This is a genomic window from Cellulomonas edaphi, assembly GCF_030362815.1.
In the GTDB taxonomy this organism is placed as follows: domain Bacteria; phylum Actinomycetota; class Actinomycetes; order Actinomycetales; family Cellulomonadaceae; genus Cellulomonas; species Cellulomonas edaphi.
In genome coordinates, this window is the sequence record NZ_JAUCGR010000002.1 from 738,227 (window position 1) to 758,684 (window position 20,458).

Consider the following 20,458-nt stretch of genomic DNA (forward strand, 5'->3'; position numbering starts at 1 on the left):
CTTGATGACACAGCGCGGAGGTCATCATGCATACGCCCACCGAGCCCCAGGTCGGCCGCTTCCGCTACAACCAGCCGGACGGCCGCTGGTGGTGGTCCGACGAGATGTTCCAGATCCACGGCATGGAGCCGGGTGCCGTGCTCCCCACGCTGGACGTCCTCGAACGGCACGTCCACCCCGACGACCGGGACAGGGTACGAACCGCCCTCGATTCGCCCGCCCAGCCAGGCGAGCCCGCCGCTGTCCAGTATCGGCTGCTGCAGCTGACCGGCGACGAGCACGTCGTCACGATGACGGCAGGGCCGTCCCTCGGCGACGAGCAGATCGAGGGCGTCGTGGTCGACGTCACGCGCGCGATGCAGGACGTGATCGCCAGTCGCGTGAACGCCGAGCTGAACCAGGCGCTGTCCTCGCACGCCACCATCGACCAGGCCAAGGGCATCTTCATGCTCGGGTACGGCATCGACGAGGCTGCGGCGTTCGAGCTGCTGCGCTGGAGCTCGCAGCAGCGCAACGTGCGGCTGCTGACGCTCGCCGAGCGCGTGATCTCCGCCGTCGGGGCGTCGGGGGGCCTGGGCCCCGAGATGCGGCAGCGTTTGGACGACTACTTCTTCTCGAGCATCTTCGCCGACCGGCCGCTGTCGGCCGCACCGGGATCGCAGCTCGCGACGCGCTTCTCCACGAGCGGCGACGCACCGACGCTGAGCGTCGCGGGCCCGGTCGACCTGGCCACCGCCGGAGAGTTCGCCGCCGCCCTCACCGAGCTCGCTCGCCGTGCCCCGGACGCCGGGACGGTGGTCGTCGACCTGCGCGGCGCCGACCACGTCGGCTCTGCCGGGGTGTCCGCGCTCAGCGCGGCCCAGCGGCGGTGCCGTGCCAACGGTGTCAGGATGCGGGTAGTGCTAGGAGCGGAGTCCCGTCTCGCCGTCGCCGGACACGGGCTCGACGTTCTGGAGGACGAGCCCAGCGCGGTCAGATCGCGGTGACGACCTAGGAGCCCGCGATGAGCGACGGCGAAGCAACGGAGATGACGCTCCGCGCCGCGTCCGCCGCTGACGGTGCATGGGTCGTGCTGCGAGGTGGGGACCTGCGCCTCGTGCACGCGAGCGCGCAGGCCCGTGCCCTGTTCGGGCCGGACCTCCAGCTCGACGCCCCGCTCCCGGAGCAGCGCCGCGGGCTCGGTGCGGCCCACGGGTGGTTGGCCGCGGCATTCGCCGGTTCTCACGAGCAACCCGACCCGCCGGTCGTGCCCGTGGGAGACGGCGCGAACGGTCGCTGGTTCCAGATCGAAGCCAGTCCCCAGCGCGACGACGCGGGCCAGGTGCACGGGCTCCTGGTGCGTGCCACCGACGTGACCGCGCTGGTCGGTGAAGCGCGCTCCGCCCGGCGCCAGGCGGAGGCCGCGGACGAGCGGGCCAGGCGGGCGACCGACACCGTCGAGAGCCTCAGCACGACGTTGCTCCCGGCGACCCTGCCACTGCTCGCGCGCGTCGACGTCGCCGCGCACTCGCTCGTGCTCGACCCCTCCGGCATCGCGGGTGGCGACTGGTACGACGCCGAGGTGCTCCCCGGAGGGCTGCTCGCGCTCACCGTCGGGGACGCCGTGGGCCACGGGATCGCTGCGGCGGCGGCGATGGCGCGGCTCCGGACGGTCGCGGCGGCAGCGCTGTCGAGCGGCGCGAGCCTGCTGTCCACGCTCAGCACGGTGGATTCCTACGCGAGGCGAGAGGCGTCCGCGTTCGCGGCGACCGCGTGCGTCGCGATCCTCGACCCGGCGACCGGCGATCTCAGGTACGTGACGCGCGGCCACCCGTCACCGGTGGTCGTCGGTGCCGACGGCGTCCGCCAGCTGGCGTCCACGTCCGGAGGCCCGCTGGGCACCGGAACGCCGGGCAGCGAGGGTCGCGACCGCGTGCAGGACGGCGAGCTGCTCCTGATGTTCACGGACGGGTTGGTGCAGGCGGGCTCCCGGGCGCTGGGGCCCGGTGTCGCCGCGCTCGAGCGGGCGGCGCTGGACGCCGTGCGCGAGGCGTTTGGGTCCGGGGACCTCGCCGAGGTCGGCGGCACGATCGTCGCGAGGATGGGCGAGGGCGGATTCGCGGACGACGTCACGCTCCTGGCCGTGCTGCGACGTCCCGCTCCCGCTCCCCTGGCCGTGTCCTTCCCGGCGCGGGCGGGCACGCTCGCGCAGGCGCGGGCCGCGGTGGACGCGTGGTGCCGCCGCCTCGGCCAGGACGACGACGGCCGACGCCGCGTGGTGCTGGGGGTGAGCGAGGCCGTCGCCAACTCCGTCGAGCACGGGTACCGCGCTCGCGAGGACGGCCACGTGGAGGTGACCGGGAGGGTGCGCGACGACGGCGCCGTCGAGATCTGCGTGGCGGACACCGGCGCCTGGCGCGAGCCCACGGCGGAGCCGGGCGGTCGAGGGCGCGGCTTCGCCATGATGGCGTCGGTGGGTCTGGAGGTCGACGTGCAGGCCACCGGTGAGGGTACGCGCGTCACGATCGCGCACCCGCTCCGTCGCGCCGTCGTGGCGTCCGCCGAGGTGCCGCCGCCCGGCACGCGCACCGGCGACGGCGTGGAGGTGACCTCCGACCCGCAGTCCGCCCACGTGGTGCGAGCCGACGGACCGATCGCCGACAGTGCGGCGGCCGCGCAGGTGGAGGCCGAGGTGCTCAGGATGTCGCGGAACGGCTGGGTACCGGTGACGATCGACCTGTCCGCGGTCACCCACCTGGGCAGCGCGGGCGTCCGGGTGCTCGAGATGCTGGTCCGCACGGTGGCCGGCCTCCGGGTGGTCGCGCCGTCCGGATCACCGGCCGACCAGACGCTCGTGGTCGCCGGGATGGCGCACGATCACGCGGTGGACTGAGGGCGCGACGGGGAGAAGCGGTTCGAGTCGCGGCTCTCGGAGAAGTGCTTCACAGTGGTCCTCGGAGCCGACCCGCTCCGAGCAGCGCACCGTGTGGAGCCGACGCACGAGGACCACCGGTGAGAGGCCTGCCACTCATGCGTGTCCTGGGCATCAACGCGATCTACCACGACCCTTCCGCGGCCCTGGTCGTCGACGGCCACGTCGTCGCCGCGGCCGAGGAGGAACGCTTCAGCCGGCGCAAGCACGGCAAGCGGCCGGTCCCCTTCTCCGCCTGGGAGCTGCCCGAGCAGGCGATGCGCTGGTGCCTCGACCACGCGGGCCTGAGCCCGCGCGACGTCGACGCGGTGGCCTACGGGTGGGACCCGGCGCTGGCCAAGAACGCCGAGGACCTGGGCCTCGACGACCCGTGGGACCACCTGCGGACCACGTACGCGGAGCAGGTGCCGGGCTTCCTCGCGACGGCCCTGCCCGGCATCGACCCGTCCGTCGTGCGCTACGTCCCCCACCACGTCGCGCACGCCGCGTCGGCCGCGCTCGCGTCGCCCTTCGACGAGAGCAGCGTCCTGGTCCTGGACGGGCGCGGCGAGCGCGCCTCCCACCTGGCCGGCCACTACTCCGGGGGCCGGCTCGACGTGCTCTCCACCCAGGAACTCCCCCACTCCCTGGGTCTGCTGTACGAGTCGCTGACCGCCCACCTGGGCTTCCTGCGGTCGAGCGACGAGTACAAGGTGATGGCGCTCGCGTCCTACGGCCGCCCGCGCTTCCTCGACGACCTGCGCGACCTGGTGTACGCGACCGACGACGGCGGGTTCGTCGCGGAGGTGCCCGACTGGGACCGCTGGGTCCCGGCTCGCGTAGACGACGGGACGTGGGGCGGGGAGCACGCCGACCTCGCGTGCTCCGTCCAAGCGCGGCTCGAGGAGGTCCTGGTGGACCTCGCGCGGTGGCTCCACGAGCGGACGGGCGACCGCGCCCTGACGATGGCCGGTGGCATCGCCCTGAACTGCGTCGCCAACTCGCGCATCTGGCGGGACAGCGGCTTCGAGACCATGTGGGTGCCGCCCGTCGCGCATCTCGCGACCGCGCTGGGCACACGCTCGGTCCCCCTCTTCGGCCCGGTCTCCCCAGCGCAGTGGGGGCCTGCCGTGGACCCCGAGCGCCACCACGTGCTCTGGAACGGCTCCCGCGCCGTCGGAGACCCGCACGGTGACGAGCTCGACCCCGCGCTGGCCTCGATCAGCGTCGACCAGGTGTGGTCGGCCGTGGCGGCGGCGCTGACCGCCGACGAGCCGGGCGAGGAGCCGGCCGGCGAGGAGCCGGCCGGTGTCAGGCGGGCACGCTGAGCTCGCGCGCGAACCACTCGATCGTCCGCGTCAGCCCCTCACGCCAGGCCACCTTCGGAGACCACCCCAGCACCGCCTGCGCCAACGCGGTGTCGGGCCGGCGCACCCGCGGGTCGTCGACCGGGCGCTCGATGTGGACGATCGGCACCCCGGACGCCGTCGCGTCGACCACGTCGCGCGCGATCTGCAGCACGCTGAGCTCCTCAGGGTTGCCGATGTTCATCGGGCCCGGGTGGCCGCTGTCCGCGAGCGCGAGTATGCCCCGTACCAGGTCGTCCACGTAGCAGACCGAGCGCGTCTGGCTCCCGTCGCCCGCCACGGTCACCGGCTCCCCCGCGAGCGCCTGCCGGATGAAGGTGGGGATCGCGCGACCGTCGTAGGGCCGCATGCGCGGGCCGTAGGTGTTGAAGATCCGGACGATGGCGGCGTCGACCCCGTGCGTGCTGCGGTACGCCGTGGTGAGCGCTTCGCCGTACCTCTTCGCCTCGTCGTAGACCCCTCGGGGGCCGACGGGGTTCACGTTGCCCCAGTAGTCCTCGCGCTGCGGGTGGACGAGCGGGTCGCCGTACACCTCGGAGGTCGACGCGAGCACGAACCGGGCCTCCTTCTCCCGCGCGAGGCCCAGCGCGTGGCCGGTGCCGATCGAGCCGACCTTGAGCGTCTCGATGGGCAGCTGCAGATAGTCGACCGGGGACGCCGGCGACGCGAAGTGCAGCACCAGGTCGACGGGCCCCGGGACGTGGACGAAGTCGGTCACGTCGCACCGCAGCACGCGGAAGCTGCGGTGGTCCATGAGATGCGCCACGTTGGCGGGGCTGCCCGTGAGGAAGCTGTCCAGGCACACCACCTCGGCGCCGCGGGCGAGCAGCTCGGTGCACAGGTGGCTGCCGAGGAACCCGGCGCCGCCCGTGACCACCACCCGTCCACCGGTCACAGCGGGTCCATCGACGGACGGAGAGATCGACGTCATGGCACGTCCTTCGGGCGACACCCGGACCGCGCGTGCTCGACGGCTCTCGCCAGCCTCACACCTTCGGGGCCGCGCGCAACCGGAACGGGCCCTCGCTCCTCTCCTCGCGGTGGGCCGCCGCTCAGGTGGCAGCCCCCGCGGGAGCGATCTACCGTGCCAGAAGAGGGCCTCACGAGGCCCGCGCCGGCAACGAAGGTCGGCGAGGAGGCCGGGACGAGTCCCGCGGCCCGGAGGCGTCGAGATGAGGCGCACGAAGCACCGCCCGTGCGGAACATGCGGGCCCATGCGGCCAGGAGGCCGACCCAGCACCCGTGACCACCGATGTGTGTCACGTGGGGAACAGGGGCATCAGATGACGCAGCAGGACAACGTGACGACGCCCGATCTGGGGGCGTCGACGATCGACCCGGTCGGGACGGGCACGAGCACTCCGCTCGGCGGTTCCACGACCTCGGGCACGGGGCAGACCGGCAGCGGGAGCCCGTCGGAGGGCAGCACCAAGGACCAGGCGAAGAACGAGGCGGCCGCCGTGGGCGGTACCGCTGCGGAGGCGGGGAAGAACGTGCTGGGCACCGCGCGCTCGGAGCTCGCGGGCGTCGCCGAGGAGGCCGGCTCGCAGCTGAGCGACCTGTGGTCCCAGGCGCGCACCGAGCTCACGGACCTCGCGAGCGGTCAGCAGAGCCGGCTCGCCGAGTCGCTGCAGGCCTTCGGGTCCGACCTGTCCGACATGGCGTCGGCCTCGGAGCAGCAGGGCGCAGCGGCGGGGGTCGTCCGAGCCCTGGCCGAGCGGACCCAGGGAGCCGGTTCCTGGCTCGCTGACCGCGACGGCGGCCAGGCGATCGACGAGCTCCGATCGTTCGCGCGGCGACGCCCGGGCACCTTCCTGCTCGTGGCGGCGGGCGCGGGCATCCTCGTCGGCCGCCTCACCCGCGGCCTGCGTGACGCACCGCCGCAGACGGGCGGCACCGCGCGGACGTCCAGCGGCTCGAGCACCGCGACGGCCGGCCTCGGAACCTCCGCGTACGAGACCGAGGGCGTCGCAGGCACGCGCTGGACGCCGACCACGGCCACCACCGGCAGCACCGGCACGAGCACGGGGACGAGCTCCGGCCTCGGCACCAGCGCGAGCGGTGCGACGGTCGGCACCGCGTCCGGGCTCGACGAGGCGGACGCCTGGTCGGCCTCGGGCGGCGACGAGCGGATCGCGCCATGAGCGCGGGCTACGAGGAGGGGCGCACCGCCGACTCCGCGTCGGTCGGTCAGCTCTTGGGCGAGGTGACCCGCGACCTGTCCACGCTGATGCGCCAGGAGGTGGCGCTCGCCAAGGCGGAGCTGCAGGAGTCCGTCAAGCAGGGCCAGAAGGGCGTCGGGATGTTCGCCGGCGCGGGCATCGCCGGTCACATGGTGCTGCTGTTCCTGTCGATCGCGCTGTGGTGGGCACTCGGGAACGTCACCGGCTGGTCCTGGTCGGCCGTCATCGTGGCGGTCGTCTGGGGCGTGATCGCCGCCGTCCTGGCGCTGCGCGGCCGCGCCGAGATGCGCCGCGTCCGCGGCCTGCCCGACACGGCCGACTCCGTGAAGAAGATCCCCAACGCACTGCAAGGCAACGAGGAGAAGAACCGATGAGCACAGACCCGGACCAGATCCGCTCCGACATCGAGTCCACGCGTGCCGAGCTCAGCGCCGACGTCGACGCCCTCACGGACAAGGTCAACCCCACGCACGTGGCGCAGCGTCAGGCCGAACGCCTCCGCTCGACCGCCACGCGCGCGAAGGACCGCGTGATGGGCGCCGTCTCGGACGCCGGCAGCTCCGTGGGCTCCGCAGCGGGATCCGTGGGCGAGAGCGCCGGATCCCTCCCGCAGACGGTCAAGTCACGCGCGGAGGGCAGCCCGCTCGCCGCCGGACTGATCGCGTTCGGCGCGGGCCTCCTGGTTGCCGCTCTGCTCCCGAGCACCCGGCCGGAGCAGCAGGCCGCCCAGGCCGTGAAGGAGCAGTCCGCACCGATGGTCGACGAGGTCAAGGGCGCGGCCCAGGAGGCCGCCCACAACCTCGCCGAGCCCGCGAAGGACGCCGCGAGCGCCGTCCAGGAGCGCACGACCCAGGCGGTCTCGGCCGTGAAGGACGAGGGTCAGTCGGGCGTCGAGGACGTGCGGTCGCGGGCCGCCGAAGCCAAGGACACCGTGCAGGAGAGCGCACAGTCCTGAGGCCGTCCGGCGGGTGCTGGCGGACGATCCGGCAGTCCCCCGGCACCCGCCGGCCGTTGTGCTCCGCACCGTGGGCGCAGCTCGGCGAGGGCGCGCTCGTCCGCCTGCAGCCGGGGAAGCAGCACCTCCAGCCTCATGACCGTTCACCGGCGAGCACCACGTCGTCCGACTCGGCGTCCGGACCCCCGGTCGTCACAGGACCTCCACCGTCCAGCGGCGCGGACGCCGCGGTGGTCGGTGCCCGCGAGACGCCACCCTCGTCCCCGGCGACGGCCGTGACCTGCGCGGCGGCGGTCTTGAACAGCGGCTGCTTGGACACCGGGTCCCATGCGGTCGGGGTCAGCTCGTTGGCTGCCCGAGCACGCGCCGGGTCGTCGGCGTCCCAGTACCCGTAGTGGAACGGCACGAAGACAACGCCCTCGCGGATCCCCGTGATCCGCACCCGGGCGCGGACGCGGCCACGCGCCGTCGTCACGTCGGCGAGATCACCTTCCTGCAGACCTCGACGACGTCGGTGAGAACCAGCCCAAGGACGGGCCGCCCGCGAGCCAGGACCCCGACGACCCGGAGGCGCACGGGCCGATCATCCACGCCTGATCCGAGCCGGCCACCGCCGTGTGGCGGTGCGCGGCTCGTGGCAAGGTCGACGGGTGGACAGCCGCGAGCTCGACGACTTCGTCGACGACCTCTACTCGGGACCGCCCGCGGAGTTCGTCGGCAGGCGCTCGGAAGCGGTCAAGGCCGCCCGGGCGAGCAAGGACCGCGAGCTCGCCGAGGCCGTGGGCGAGCTGCGCAAACCCACGGTCTCGGCCTGGCTCGTGAACCTGCTGGTCCGCGACGACCCGGCGCTGGCCGACCAGCTCGTCGCGCTGGGCGAAGGGCTGCGCGCCGCCGAGAGATCCCTGGACGGGCCGGCGCTGCGCGAGCTGTCGTCGCAGCGGCGCCAGCTCGTGCGCTCGCTCGTGGCGCGGGCTCGGGCGCTCGCCCGGCCGTCGGGCACCGCCGTGGGCGAGGCCGCCGTGCACGAGCTCGAGTCCACGCTCACGGCGGCGCTCGCCGACGCCGCCATCGCGCGCGAGGTCGTCTCCGGCCGCCTCACGGGGCCGCGCGAGCACGTCGGCTTCGGCGGCGCGGAGGTCGCGAGCGACTCCCCCGCTCCCGCACCCGCCCGTACCCGCGTCGCCTCCGCGCCCGCGAAGGCTCCGAGGTCACGAGGCGGCCTGCGGCTCGTGACCGACTCGGAGCGGTCCACGCCCGCAGCGGCGGACCCTGCCGCGACACAGGCCGCGACCAAAGCCGCAACGAAGGCTGCGAGGGCCGCGACGAAGGCCGCCGCGGAGCGCGAGCGCGACGCACGACGCGAGGCGCAGCGCCGGCGGGCCCAGGAGGAGGCGCGCGCGGCCTGGGAACAGGCCGAGCGGGACGCGTCCCGGGCCCGCGAGCGCCACGAGGCGGCGGTGCGCGTGCGCGACGAGAGCGCCGGCCAGGTCGACCGCGCGCTGGAGGCGGCCTCCCGGGCGCACGCGGACGAGGACGACCTCGTGAGCGAGCTCGCCGAGGTACGGCGCCGGCTCGCCGCCGCGGGCAAGGTCGCCACCGCCGCCGACAAGGCCCTGGCGACCGCCCAGCAGACGCTGCGCGCCGACGAGAAGGACGTGGCCGCAGCCGAGCGCGAGCTCCTGCGCCTGGAGAAGGCCGAGCAGGCCGCGGCGGCGGCGCGCGACGACGTGACGCCCGGCTGACCGGGCGCCACCCCGCCCTCGCCGATCCGGCGCACGTTGCACGTGCGCCGGACCGGCGGACGGACCTACTGTGCCTGCGGGGTGGCCGCGAGCAGGGCACTCAGTGCGCTGGCCTGAGTGCGCCAGTCGAACACGTTCGGGTGCGTCCGCGACGTGGCGCCCGCCCAGCGCACCCCGAGGCGATCACCGGCCGCGCGGTCCTTGCTCCAGATGGTCGCTGCCTGCTTGTCGACGAACTCCGCGTAGCGCCGAGCGCCGGTCGTGTCCGCGAGGTCACCGAAGTACCGCATGAACACGCCCTTGAACTGCTTGCCGTTGTCGTCGCACGTGACGTCCACGGCGTCGCAGCTCTCGGTGAGCACGCCGTCGGCGACGAGCGCCGACGAGCCGATCGCCGCGTCCGCCAGGCGCTTCGCCGTCTGGAGCGGCTCCGCGTCGCCCGTGGCCCGGTGGAGCTCCAGGCCTGCGCCGATCGCGAGGCCCTGGTTGTAGCTCCAGACCGTGCCGCCGTTGTTGGTGCAGTCGGCGGTCAGGCCGTCGTTGACCAGACCCTTGGCGTTGATCATGCCGCTCGCGGTGAGCCAGTCCCACCCGGTCTGCGAGCGAGCGAGCCAGGTCGTGTCGCCGGGCAGCCGGTTGTGCAGCTCGGCCGTGAGGCGCACGTAGAGCCCGTTGGTGACGGCGTTCTTGTACGTCCGCTCCGCGTCCCACCACACGCCGCCGCCGCAGGTGCTGTCGTCCCAGTACCCCTGCACGTACTCCGCGATGGTCACGGCCATGTCGAGGTACTTCTCGTCGTGCGTGAGGTCGTACGCCGAGACCCAGGCCAGGCCCCACCACTCGGAGTCGTCGATGGCGCGGCTCGTGAAGTTCCCCAGCAGCTCGTCGCCCGACAGCTCGCCGGCGGGGAACTTCCCCTTGTCCTTCTCGAACGTGCTGTCCACCTGCCCGAGGTAGCTGCGGTCCCCGGTGCGGGCCATGTAGTCGATCACCGTGTGGGTCGCGACGGCCGAGTTCCACCAGCTCGACGGCCACCACGCCTTCTGCGGGTCGTAGTCGCTCATGAGCGTGCGTGCGGCGCTCGCCGAGCGCTGCACGGCCGGCGGGGTCTCGATCAGCGCGTCGACCAGCGGGAGCAGTGCCGCCTTGGCGCCGGCGCTCACCCGCTTGGCGCTCGCCCCGGCGATCTCAACCCGCAGCTCGGTCAGGGTGGCCGCCACCTGCGCGGCGTGCGCGCCGTCGACGGCCTTCTGAGCCGTGGCGACGAGCTCCTGGAGCCGCGTGGCCGTGGCGCTCTTGATGTCTCCGCTGCGCTCGAGCGCGCCGACCGACGAACGGATCTCGTCCAGCCCGGTGCCGGGAGCGAGCCACTGCGAGATGAGCAGCCCGAGCGTCGCTCGCGTCCTGTCGTCGAGCCGCGAGGCGACCAACGTGTCCACCTGGGCCCGGAGCTCGCGGACGTGCTCGAGCACCCCGGCCACGTCCCCCTCGCCCTGCGCGTCCTGCGCGGCGTCCACGATCGCGCCCAGGCGCTTGGCCGTGGACCCGGAGATGCGGTGAGCGGACCGGGCAGCGTCGATCGCGTCGGCGAGCTCGCTCACCTGGGGTGTGCGCGACAGGAGCTCCACCTCGGCGATCGTCGACGTCCTGCCCGACGACGCCGTCACGTGCAGCCGGTAGTCGCGATACACCTCGGGCCGGGCGATGGAGAACGCGCGCGTCTGCTGACGCGACGCGAACGCCTGATTCGACCTCGTGTCGAGCGTCGTCCAGTGCGTGCCGTCCGTCGTCCCCTGGAGCGTCCAGGCCGTCGGGTCTGCTCCCTCCTTCGCGCCCGACGTGAGGGTGTACATCTGGGCCCGGCTGGTCGTGCCGCGGTGCGCGACGGTGATGGTCGGCGTGGCGGACCCGAAGGACACCTCCGTCGCCGACGTGTCGTCGGTCAGCGCGGCGACGTCGGTGCCCTGCTCGCTCGTCGTGACGACGGAACCGGCGGAGCCGGACGCGTCCGCGAGCGGGTCGGGGCGGTCGTCGCCCTGGGTGATCGAGGGCGGCGCGTCGTCGGCGCCCGTGCCCCACGCCGAGGGCTTGGCGCCCATCTCGAACGTGATGGTGCCCCCGCGCTCGAGCTGACGCTGGGTGAGGTACGTCGCCGACTGCCGCACGCCGTTGACCCGCACGCCCTGGACGTAGATGTTCGTCGCGCTGTTCTTCGGCGCGTCGATCACGAGGTCCTTGCCGTTCTCGAGGTGGATCGTCGCGTGCGTGAACAGCGGCGAGCCGATCGCATACGTCGGGCTGCCGACCTGGAGCGGGTAGAAGCCGAGCGAGCTGAACAGCCACCAGGCCGACATCTCGCCGTTGTCCTCGTCCCCCGGGTAGCCCTGACCGATGTCGTTGCCCGTGAAGGACCGGGCCAGCGCGGTGCGGACCGCCTCGGCGGCCTTGGCGGGCTGCCCGGCGAAGTCATACATGTACGGGATGTGGTGCGAGACCTGGTTGCTCAGGCCCCACTGCCCCTGGCGGACCGCCTTGGCCTCGCGCATCTCGTGGATCGGGCCGCCGTACGAGCCGGGCTTGCCCGCCGTCTCCGGGGTGGCGAAGAACTCGTCGAGCTTCGCACCCAGCGCCGCGCGCCCGCCGTACAGGTTCGCGAGCCCCTGGCCGTCCTGCACGGCGTGGAAGGCGAAGTTCCAGCCGTCGGTCTCGGTGAACTCGTTGCCCCACTCCTCCGGGTCGAAGTCCGCCGCCGAGCGGGCCCAGCCGCCGTCCTCGTCGCGCCCGCGCAGGAAGCCCGTGGTCGGGTCGAAGAGCGTCGCGTAGTTCTGCGCGCGGCTCAGGTAGTACGTGTAGTTGTCGGCGTACTCCTGGTGGCGGGGGTCCCGCGAGCTCGTGGTGTCGAGGAGCTTCTTCGACATCGTCGCGATGCCGTAGTCGTTCAGGTAGTCCTCGAGCGACCAGGACGCGCTCTCGTGCGTGGACGTCGGCGTGTAGCCCAGGAAGGTCGCTCGCTGCTGGCCCTTGCGCCCCACGTTCGCGCTGGTCGGTGCGGTCGAGGCGTTCTTCAGCGCCGCGTCGTACATCGCCTGCACGTCGATGCCCGGGACGCCCTTGAGGTAGGCGTCGGCGAACGCCACGTCCGAGCTGGTGCCCGTCATGCTGTCCGCGTAGCCCGGTGCCGACCACCGCGAGATCCAGCCGCCGTCGGCGGCCTGCTGGACGAAGCCGTTGACCATCTCACCGGCCGTGCTCGGGTAGAGCAGCGAGTAGGCCGGCCAGGCGGTGCGGTAGGTGTCCCAGAACCCGTTGTTCACGAACACCTTGCCGTCCACCACGCGTGCGCCGGTCGCCGTGGCCGTGGTGCCTGCCGGGGCCGGGTCGCCCGACGCGGAGGACTGCACGACGTGCCGGTACACCGGTCGCTGCGCGGTCCCCGTGTTCTCGTAGCCCGAGTTCGGGTAGAGGTTGAGCCGGTAGAGGTTCGAGTACAGCGACGTCAGCGTGTCCCGGCTCGCGCCGCGCACGTCGATCACGCCGAGCGCGTCGTCCCACAGCCGCTGCGCGCGCCGCTCGACGGCGGCGAACGTGTCGGCCGGGGCGATCTCGAGCGCCAGGTTGCGCTTGGCCTGGGCGACGCCGATGAGCGAGGTCGCGAGCCGCAGCGTGACCACCTTGCTCCTCGAGGTGTCGAGCTTGAGGTAGCCCGTGACGTCACCGCCACCGCCGCCGGTGAGCTTTCCGCCGCCCGTCACGTCGCCGTCCACGGTCCCGTAGACGAACATGCGGGTCATGCCGGCGGAGCTGCCCGGCGTGCTGACGTCGGTGTAGCCGGACACGACACCGGCGGCGGCGTCGAGGGTCAGCCCGCCCGCGTCGTCGACGTTGTCGAAGATCAGGTTCGACTCCTCGCCCGTGAAGGTGAAGCGGAACATCGCGGCGTGGTCGGTCGGAGCGATCTCCGTCTTCATGCCGTTGTCGAACGTGACGCCGTAGTAGTGGGCGCGAGCGACCTCGTTGGCGTGGCTGAACGTCAGCGCACGCGCCGACCGGCCCGCGTCGGGAGTGCCGGTCGCACCGGACGGCATCACCTGGAACGTCTGCCGGTCACCCATCCACGGGCTCGGCTCGTGGCTGAGGGAGAACGCCTGCAGGCTCGGGCGGTTCTGGTCGTCGTTGCCCTTCTGGTACTCGTAGAGCCACCGGTTGGTTCCCGCGTTGGTGACCGGGGTCCAGAAGTTGAACCCGTGCGGCACCGCGGTGGCGGGGATGGTGTTCCCGCGGGAGAAGTCGCTGGTCGCGTTGGTCCCGCGCGTCGTCACGACGTAGTCCGACGGGTGCGTCGCGGCGGGCTCCGCACCGGCGCTCTTGACCGCGACGTCGTCGACCCAGCCGCTGAAGTCGCCCGGGCCGTCCGGGTTGTCGTACCCGACGAGGATCCGGTCGATCGTCTTGCCCGCGGCCACCTTGCCGATGCGGGACGCGACCGAGTTCCACTGGTTGACGTACAGCGCCTGCGACGCGCCCTGGCCTCGCGGGCTCAGGCCCGCACCGCGCTCGTCGACGGCGCCGAGGTCGCTCAGGTACGTGCCGTCGGTGAACGCGAGGTCGACGGCGGCGTACGTGCTCGCGTACCCGAGGTCGTTCTCGGACGCCTCGGGGAAGATCGTGTACGACAGCTCGGTGTCGGTCCCGACCGGGACGTCCACGTCGAAGACCTTGTCGTAGGCGAACCCCCGCGCGTCGTTCGACTGGCTGCCGGCGTAGTGCAGCGCCGAGACGCCGGTCCACCCGACGTTGGTGCGCGCCGTGTAGGCCGACGTCGGTCCGGACCCGACCTCCGCGGTCATGCTCGTCGCCGGGAGCGGCTTGGTCGCCAGCTGCAGCTCGGCGAGCTGGGTGCCGTCGCTGCCGCCGTTCGAGGTGATGTCGAGGCGGTAGTACCGATAGTCGCCGGGCGTCGCGACCGTGTAGCCGCGCGTCTGGAGGCGCTCGGAGAACGTCTGGTTCTCCCGGGTGTCGAGCGTGGTCCAGCTCGTGCCGTCCGCCGAGCCGCGCAGCGTCCAGCCTCGCGGGTCGCGGTTCGCGGCGTCGTTGGCGGAGGTGAGCGCGTAGGCCGCGACGGTCGTCGCGGCGTCGAGCTCGTACGTGATCTGCGCGGTGCGCGCACCGGCGAGCCACTTGGTGTTCGCGTCGCCGTCCGCGAGGTTGCCCGCCACCTCGTTCGGGGCGTTCTCCTTGCTCGCCGTCACCTTCGTCACGTGCGACGTGACGTCGCCCGGCAGGTCGACCGCCCCCGGCACCAGACGGCGGACCGAGGTCCCGGAGATGACGGCGTCGATGGCGCCGGCGTCGTGCGTCCGGATCTGCAGCTGCGGGGTCCCGCCGCCAGACGTCGGTCGCGCGAAGTCGACCGTGACCGTCTGCGGCTGCGCGCTCAGGGTCAGGTACGTGCCGCCCACGTCCGAGGCGCCGCTGTAGGCGTTGAGGAAGACCCTGCCCGTCCCGGTCAGCGTGACCTGGGCGCGCAGCGTGACGCCGCGATCGAGGGCGGGCATCGGCACCTGCACCCACGTCTCGCCCTTGGACTGCATGGCCCAGTGCTCGGCAGGGTCACCCGCCGAGGTGGTGCTGTCCTCGAGGGTGCCGGGCACCGACCCCACGCCGTTCTGGAACGGCCCTTCCCACGCGAGCGCGTCGGTCGCTCCCCCGAGCAGGTCGTCGCCCGTCACGGTGCTCGGGCTGCGCTCCAGCACCGAGGTCCCGATGACGCCTTGGACGCGGGGCCCGGATGCCGACACCTCCGGCGTGCTGGTCCATCCGGGCTGGGGGTCCGCGGCCTCGAACGACGAGAAGAAGGTGCCGCCGGACCGCGGGGCGGCGGTGGCGGGCGTGCCGCCCGCGACGAGCGCGGTGCCGCTGATCAGCATCGTCAGCGCGACGGTCGCGGCGATGCCGCGACCGCCTGACGGGCACGAGGGTGGCAGGGAGGGGCGAGGTGACATCTGTGTCTCCGGTCATCGGGCGGGCATCGGCGCCCGCATCTTGACAACGTTGTCACCGCGCAATGTTCCAGAAGATGGACAAATCGTCAAACGGCATCCCGCGCATACCGGTCGTTCCGCACCACTCCTCGGACGAGAGCGATCGCCGAGCCCCGGGGGTGCCGGTGCTCTAGGCGGCCCACCGCGCGACGATGCGCGCGCGGCTCCTCAGGAGGGATCGCGGCGCGAGCGTGCACCGTCCGTCGGCGCGTGGCGGTCGAGAAACGCGTAGACCTCGCGCGCGTCCACGCCGGGGAACGCGCCGGTGGGCAGCGCGGTGAAGACCTGCTGGTGGATGCGCGCGCTGGGCCAGGACGCGTCCTGCCAGCGGGCCGCCGAGGCCGCCGAAGGACGCCGGCAGCAGCCTTCGTCGGGGCACGTCGACCGGTGGCGCTCCGTGGTGTCCCGACCGCGGAACCACGTGGCCGACGCGAAGGGGACGCCGATCGCGAGGGCCATCTGGCCCGTGGTGCTCGAGCCGGTCTGGGTCGAGCACCAGAAGGTGCCCGCGGGCGTGTCCGTGTACTGGTACGACTCCGAGGTGCGGTCGCGCCGGGCCAGCGCGCGCCGCACGCCCCAGCTGCGGCAGACCAGCTGGCCCTCGATCGCGCCGGTGACGTCGGTGGGGAGCGGGAGACCGTCGTTGGCGTACGCGCGGTAGATCGCGCCGTCGCCCCCGATGCGCAGGAAGTGCACGGGGATGTCGAGGTGGTGCGTGGCGAGGCTCGTGAAGCGCTGCGCGGCCGCCTCGTGGGTGACCCCGAAGGCGTCCCGCAGGTCCTCGATCGCGAGGTCCTTCTCCCGCTTGTGCAGCTGCAGGTGCTCCACGGTGGCCGACTCGGGCATCAGGGCGCTCGAAGCGAAGTAGGTGATCTCCATGCGCTGGCGCAGGAAGTCGTCGTACGACGTCGGGCGCTCGTGGCCGAGCACGCGGTGCGCGATGGCCTGCAGGGCCAGCGAGCGCAGGCCGTGCCCGCCGGGGATCGAGGCGGGTGGCAGGTAGATGCGCCCGTGCTCCAGGTCGGTGATGGTGCGGGTGGAGGCGGGCAGGTCGTCGACGTGGATGATCGCGAACCCGAGCTGCTCGGCCATGCGTGAGACGGTGCGGTGCGTGAGCGCCCCGGACGAGTAGCCCGCCGCGCGCACCATGTGCTCGGCGACCTTCTCGATCTCGGGCAGGTAGTTGTCGCGCGCCTGGCGCTCGAGCCGGATCTGGGTGTTGGCGCGACGCGCCTCCTCGGGCGTCGCGACCGCCTCCAGGTCGCGCCGCGTGAGCTCGTCGTGCAGCCCGACGAGCTGTTCGAGCACCGGCAGCGGGAGCGACCGGCTCGGGCGCACGCTCGGCAGCGCGAGGCGCCCGAACGCCGCCGAGCGCTGCGCGCGGTCGAGCGCGATCTCGAGCGCGGCACGGCGCGAGGGCGGCTCGGCGTCGAGCAGGTCGGCGGTCGTCACGTCGAGCGCCTCCGCCAGGGCGCGCAGCAGGGCCAGCCGCGGTTCGCGACGGCCGTTCTCCACGAGCGAGAGCAGGCTCGGCGTCACACCGACCCGGGTGCCGAGCGCGTCGAGGGTCAGGCCCTTGGCCTTGCGCAGGTGCCGCAGCCGTCGTCCGAGCGTCAGCGCGTCCGGTGCCGTGTCGTCGTCGTGCGTCGGTGTCGCCACATCGTGACCCTACGTCAACATCGCGCGAAATTGACAGCCGTGCTGACGAACACGGCGCACAAGAGCCCGGCAGGCTGTCAACAGAGCCCGGACCGTCCGCCGCTCACCCGAGGAGACCAGACCATGCCTCTGCTGGCCGACGCACCCACCGCCCCCACCCGCGGCACGCTCGACGCGGCCACCGCCGCCGCACGCAACGGCGACGTCCACGCGTGGGTCGAGGCCGTGGCCGCCCTCACGCAGCCCCGCGCGGTGGTGTGGTGCGACGGCTCCGACGTCGAGCGACGCGCCCTCGTGGCGCAGATGGTCCGGACCGGGACGCTTCTGCCGCTCGACCCGGACCTGCGCCCGGGCAGCTACCTGGCCCGCTCCGACCCGGCCGACGTGGCGCGCGTCGAGTCGCGCACGTTCATCTGCTCGCCGGACCAGCGCGACGCGGGGCCCACCAACAACTGGCGTGAGCCGGGTGCCATGCGGGACGAGCTCGACGGCGTCTTCACCGGTGCGATGCGCGGCCGGACCATGTACGTGGTGCCGTTCTCCATGGGTCCCGTCGGTGGACCGCTGTCCCAGCTCGGCGTGCAGGTCACCGACTCCCCCTACGTCGTGGTGAGCATGGGCGTCATGACACGGGTGGGCAGCGACGTGCTCGACCTGGTCGAGGCGGGTGCGCCCTTCGTCCCCGCCGTGCACTCGGTGGGCATGCCCCTGCGGGACGAGGCCGGCGACGAGATCGACGACGTGCCCTGGCCGTGCAGCAGCACGAAGTACATCGCCCACTTCCCCGAGAGCCGCGAGATCTGGTCGTTCGGCTCGGGGTACGGCGGCAATGCGCTCCTGGGCAAGAAGTGCTTCGCGCTGCGCATCGCGTCCGTCATGGGCCGCGACGAGGGCTGGCTGGCCGAGCACATGCTGCTGGTCCGCCTCACGTCGCCGCAGGGCCGCCGCTACCACGTCGCCGCCGCGTTCCCCTCGGCGTGCGGCAAGACGAACCTGGCGATGCTCCGGCCGACGCTGCCCGGGTGGACGGTCGAGACCATCGGCGACGACATCGCGTGGCTGCGCCCCGGCCCGGACGGGGAGCTGCGCGCGATCAACCCCGAGGCGGGGTTCTTCGGCGTCGCGCCGGGCACGGGCGAGGCGACCAACCCCGCGGCCGTCGAGATGCTGGCGCGCGACACCATCTTCACCAACGTCGCCCTCACGCCGGAGGGCGACGTCTGGTGGGAGGGCCTGACCGAGACTCCGCCTGCTCACCTGACCGACTGGCGCGGGCGCCCCTGGGTGCCCGGCTCCGAGGAGCCGGCCGCCCACCCCAACAGCCGGTTCACGGTGGCCGCGGAAAGGTGCCCGTCGATCGCGGCCGGCTGGGACGACCCCGAGGGCGTCGTGCTGGACGCGATCGTCTTCGGCGGTCGTCGCGCCACCAACGTGCCGCTCGTGGCGCAGGCAGAGAGCTGGGAGCACGGGGTGTTTATGGGGGCGACCATCTCCTCGGAGCGCACCGCCGCCGCCGAGGGGGTCGTCGGCGAGCTGCGCCGCGACCCGTTCGCGATGCTGCCCTTCTGCGGCTACGACATGGCGGACCACTGGGCGCACTGGCTGCGGGTCGGCGCGTCGCTCGACCGCGCCCGCCGGCCGCTCGTGTTCCAGGTGAACTGGTTCCGTCGCGACGACGAGGGCCGGTTCCTCTGGCCCGGGTTCGGCGAGAACTCCCGCGTGCTCGCCTGGATCGTGGACCAGGTCGACAGGGCGCGCGGTCTGCGCACCGACGTGGGCGCCGTAGCCAGCCCCGTCGGGCTGCTGCCCGCGCCGGGTGCGCTCGAGACGCGAGGCCTCGACCTCGACGACGCGACGCTGGCGCGCCTGTTCGCCGTCGACGCCGGCTCCTGGCAGCTCGAGACCGACCTGACCGAGGAGTTCTTCGCGACGTTCGGCGACCGCGTGCCGCAGGCGCTGCGCGACCGCCTCGCGCGGCTCCGCGAGGCCCTGGGGACGCCAGGCGCGGACTGAGCCGAGAGGCGCGCGTCAGGCCCCGCGTCCCGGCGGCGTGCGGTCGACGAACCGGGCGGCGAGCGCGTCGGACCCCCGGGCCAGGAGCGTGACGTCCGCCCCCACGATGACGAACGACGCCCCCGCGGCCAGGTAGGCATCGGCGACCGCCGGGTCGAAGGCGTTGACGCCGACCGGGACGCCGACGCCCGCCACGGCGTCGAGCACACGCCGGGCGGCGGCGGTCACGTCCGGGTGGGTCTGCTGGCCCAGCAGTCCCAGGGAGGCGGCCAGGTCGGACGGGCCGACGAGCACGCCGTCCACACCGTCGACCCTCGCGATCGCCGCCGCGGCGTCGACCCCGGCGGCGGTCTCCACCTGCACGACGAGCGACACGTGGTCGTCGGCGTCGGCGAGGTAGCCCTCGACGCGGTTCCAGCGCGCCGACCGCGCGAGGGCCGATCCCACGCCGCGCACGCCGCGGGGCGGGTACCGGACGGCCCGGACCACCCGCTCGGCGTCGGCGGCCGACGAGACCATGGGCACCAGCAGGTTCTGCGCACCGAGATCGAGCACCTGCTTGATCACCACGGCGTCGTCGCTCGGGACGCGCACCACCGGAGTGGCCGGGTAGGCCGCGACGGCCTGGAGCTGGGCGAGCACCGAGCCGAGGCCGTTGGGGCCGTGCTCCATGTCGACCAGGAGCCAGTCGAGGCCGGCTCCGGCGCAGATCTCGGCGACGACCGGGCTGCCGGAGCACACCCACATCCCGACCAGCGGTCGGTCCGCCGCGGCCAGCGCGGCGCGGAACGTCGGGCTCAGAGGAAGCGGCACGAGACCGTCCCCATCGACCCGTAGTCGCACACGATGCTGTCACCGCGCGACACCCAGACCGGCCGCGTGAACGAACCGGCCAGGATCACCTCGCCGGCCTCGAGGCGCGCCCCGTGCTGGTGCAGCTTGTTGGCGAGCCAGGCGACCCCCGTGGCCGGGTGGTTGAGCACGCCGGCGGCCACGCCCGTCTCCTCGATGGTCTCGTTGCGGTAGAGCAGCGCGCCGACCCAGCGCAGGTCCACCTGGTCGGGGGCCATGGGCCGACCGCCCAGCACCATGCCGCCGTAGGCGGCGTTGTCGGCGATGGTGTCGACGATCGTGCGGCCCTCGAGCTCGATGTGCGAGTTGAGGATCTCGAGCGCGGGCGTCACGAACTCGGTCGCCCGCAGCACGTGGAAGACGGTGCAGTGCGGGCCCTCGAGCGGCTGCGCGAGGACAAAGGCCAGCTCGACCTCGACGCGCACGTTCGTGAACGCGTCGTACGGGATCACCGCCCCGTTCTCCCACACCGTGTCGTCGAACATCACGCCGTAGTCCGGCTCCGTGATGCCGGTCGCCTGCTGCATGGCCCGCGACGTCAGCCCGATCTTGCGACCCACCAGCCGGCGCCCCGCAGCCAGGCTCTTCTCCCGCCACACGCCCTGCACGGCGTAGGCGTCCTCGACCGTGGCGTCGGGGTAGCGGGCGGTGATGCGCGGGAGCAGGGTGCGGTCGCGCTCGGCGTGGGCGAGCTCCTCGGCGATCGCGGCGATCGTCTCGGCGGGCAGCATCCTCACTCCTTCGCGGTCGGGCGGG

Annotated in this window: 14 protein-coding genes; 8 read left to right on the top strand and 6 right to left on the bottom strand. The window is 73.3% G+C overall.

The features are described 5' to 3' along the window. The first annotated feature begins 26 nt into the window (after window positions 1-26). The 3 genes from QRT05_RS09685 to QRT05_RS09695 all read left to right on the top strand — a co-directional run bounded on the left by QRT05_RS09685 (window position 27) and on the right by QRT05_RS09695 (window position 4,218). Window positions 27-986: an ANTAR domain-containing protein gene (locus tag QRT05_RS09685; protein ID WP_289446974.1), complete on the top strand. Its 960-nt coding sequence runs from the start codon at window positions 27-29 to the stop codon at window positions 984-986. A 17-nt stretch (window positions 987-1,003) separates the two neighbouring features. Next, the gene (locus QRT05_RS09690; protein WP_289446975.1) at window positions 1,004-2,872 is read left to right on the top strand and encodes a SpoIIE family protein phosphatase; all 1,869 of its coding nucleotides are present in this window, start codon (window positions 1,004-1,006) and stop codon (window positions 2,870-2,872) included. 119 nt (window positions 2,873-2,991) lie between these two features. Further along, a complete protein-coding gene (locus QRT05_RS09695) occupies window positions 2,992-4,218 on the top strand; it encodes a carbamoyltransferase N-terminal domain-containing protein (RefSeq protein WP_289446977.1) in 1,227 nt (408 codons plus the stop codon). Here the strand turns inward: QRT05_RS09695 and QRT05_RS09700 are convergent. Beyond that, window positions 4,202-5,188, bottom strand: coding sequence for a UDP-glucuronic acid decarboxylase family protein (locus tag QRT05_RS09700; RefSeq protein ID WP_289446979.1), 987 nt, complete (start codon window positions 5,186-5,188; stop codon window positions 4,202-4,204). The two genes, QRT05_RS09695 and QRT05_RS09700, sit on opposite strands and share 17 nt — an antisense overlap. Window positions 5,189-5,540: 352 nt before the next feature. Here QRT05_RS09700 and QRT05_RS09705 point away from each other — a divergent pair, with 352 nt between their 5' ends. Genes QRT05_RS09705 through QRT05_RS09715 form a run of 3 tightly spaced genes read left to right on the top strand, consistent with a single transcriptional unit; the run spans window position 5,541 to window position 7,395 of the window. After that, complete coding sequence (locus tag QRT05_RS09705) at window positions 5,541-6,401, top strand: hypothetical protein (RefSeq protein ID WP_289446981.1); 861 nt, start codon at window positions 5,541-5,543, stop codon at window positions 6,399-6,401. Next, entirely contained in the window at window positions 6,398-6,814 is a 417-nt protein-coding gene (locus QRT05_RS09710; RefSeq protein ID WP_289446982.1) for a phage holin family protein, read from the top strand. The genes QRT05_RS09705 and QRT05_RS09710 overlap by 4 nt, the downstream gene beginning before the upstream one ends. Beyond that, a complete protein-coding gene (locus QRT05_RS09715) occupies window positions 6,811-7,395 on the top strand; it encodes a DUF3618 domain-containing protein (protein WP_289446984.1) in 585 nt (194 codons plus the stop codon). Before QRT05_RS09710 ends, QRT05_RS09715 begins: the two co-directional genes overlap by 4 nt. Before the next feature lie 133 nt (window positions 7,396-7,528). Here the strand turns inward: QRT05_RS09715 and QRT05_RS09720 are convergent, their stop codons facing one another. Continuing rightward, window positions 7,529-7,894, bottom strand: coding sequence for a molybdopterin dinucleotide binding domain-containing protein (locus QRT05_RS09720; protein ID WP_326522648.1), 366 nt, complete (start codon window positions 7,892-7,894; stop codon window positions 7,529-7,531). A gap of 151 nt (window positions 7,895-8,045) precedes the next feature. Here QRT05_RS09720 and QRT05_RS09725 point away from each other — a divergent pair, with 151 nt between their 5' ends. Continuing rightward, a complete protein-coding gene (locus QRT05_RS09725) occupies window positions 8,046-9,137 on the top strand; it encodes a hypothetical protein (RefSeq protein WP_289446985.1) in 1,092 nt (363 codons plus the stop codon). 65 nt (window positions 9,138-9,202) lie between these two features. Here the strand turns inward: QRT05_RS09725 and QRT05_RS09730 are convergent, their stop codons facing one another. Then, a complete protein-coding gene (locus tag QRT05_RS09730; RefSeq protein WP_289446987.1) occupies window positions 9,203-15,139 on the bottom strand; it encodes a GH92 family glycosyl hydrolase in 5,937 nt (1,978 codons plus the stop codon). Window positions 15,140-15,346: 207 nt separating this feature from the next. Beyond that, on the bottom strand, window positions 15,347-16,837 hold the full coding sequence (locus tag QRT05_RS09735; RefSeq protein ID WP_289446990.1) for a helix-turn-helix transcriptional regulator: 1,491 nt from the start codon (window positions 16,835-16,837) through the stop codon (window positions 15,347-15,349). A 123-nt stretch (window positions 16,838-16,960) separates the two neighbouring features. Here QRT05_RS09735 and QRT05_RS09740 point away from each other — a divergent pair, with 123 nt between their 5' ends. Further along, complete coding sequence (locus tag QRT05_RS09740; protein WP_289446991.1) at window positions 16,961-18,850, top strand: phosphoenolpyruvate carboxykinase (GTP); 1,890 nt, start codon at window positions 16,961-16,963, stop codon at window positions 18,848-18,850. 15 nt (window positions 18,851-18,865) lie between these two features. On the opposite strand, the gene QRT05_RS09745 is transcribed toward QRT05_RS09740, so the two are convergent. Both QRT05_RS09745 and hpaH read right to left on the bottom strand, forming a co-directional pair. Continuing rightward, window positions 18,866-19,663, bottom strand: a complete 798-nt coding sequence (locus QRT05_RS09745; RefSeq protein ID WP_289446992.1) for an HpcH/HpaI aldolase family protein — start codon at window positions 19,661-19,663, stop codon at window positions 18,866-18,868. Then, window positions 19,648-20,433 (bottom strand): 2-oxo-hept-4-ene-1,7-dioate hydratase, encoded by a 786-nt coding sequence (gene hpaH, locus QRT05_RS09750; RefSeq protein WP_289446993.1) that lies wholly within the window; start codon window positions 20,431-20,433, stop codon window positions 19,648-19,650. The genes QRT05_RS09745 and hpaH overlap by 16 nt, the downstream gene beginning before the upstream one ends. Window positions 20,434-20,458: the final 25 nt, after the last annotated feature.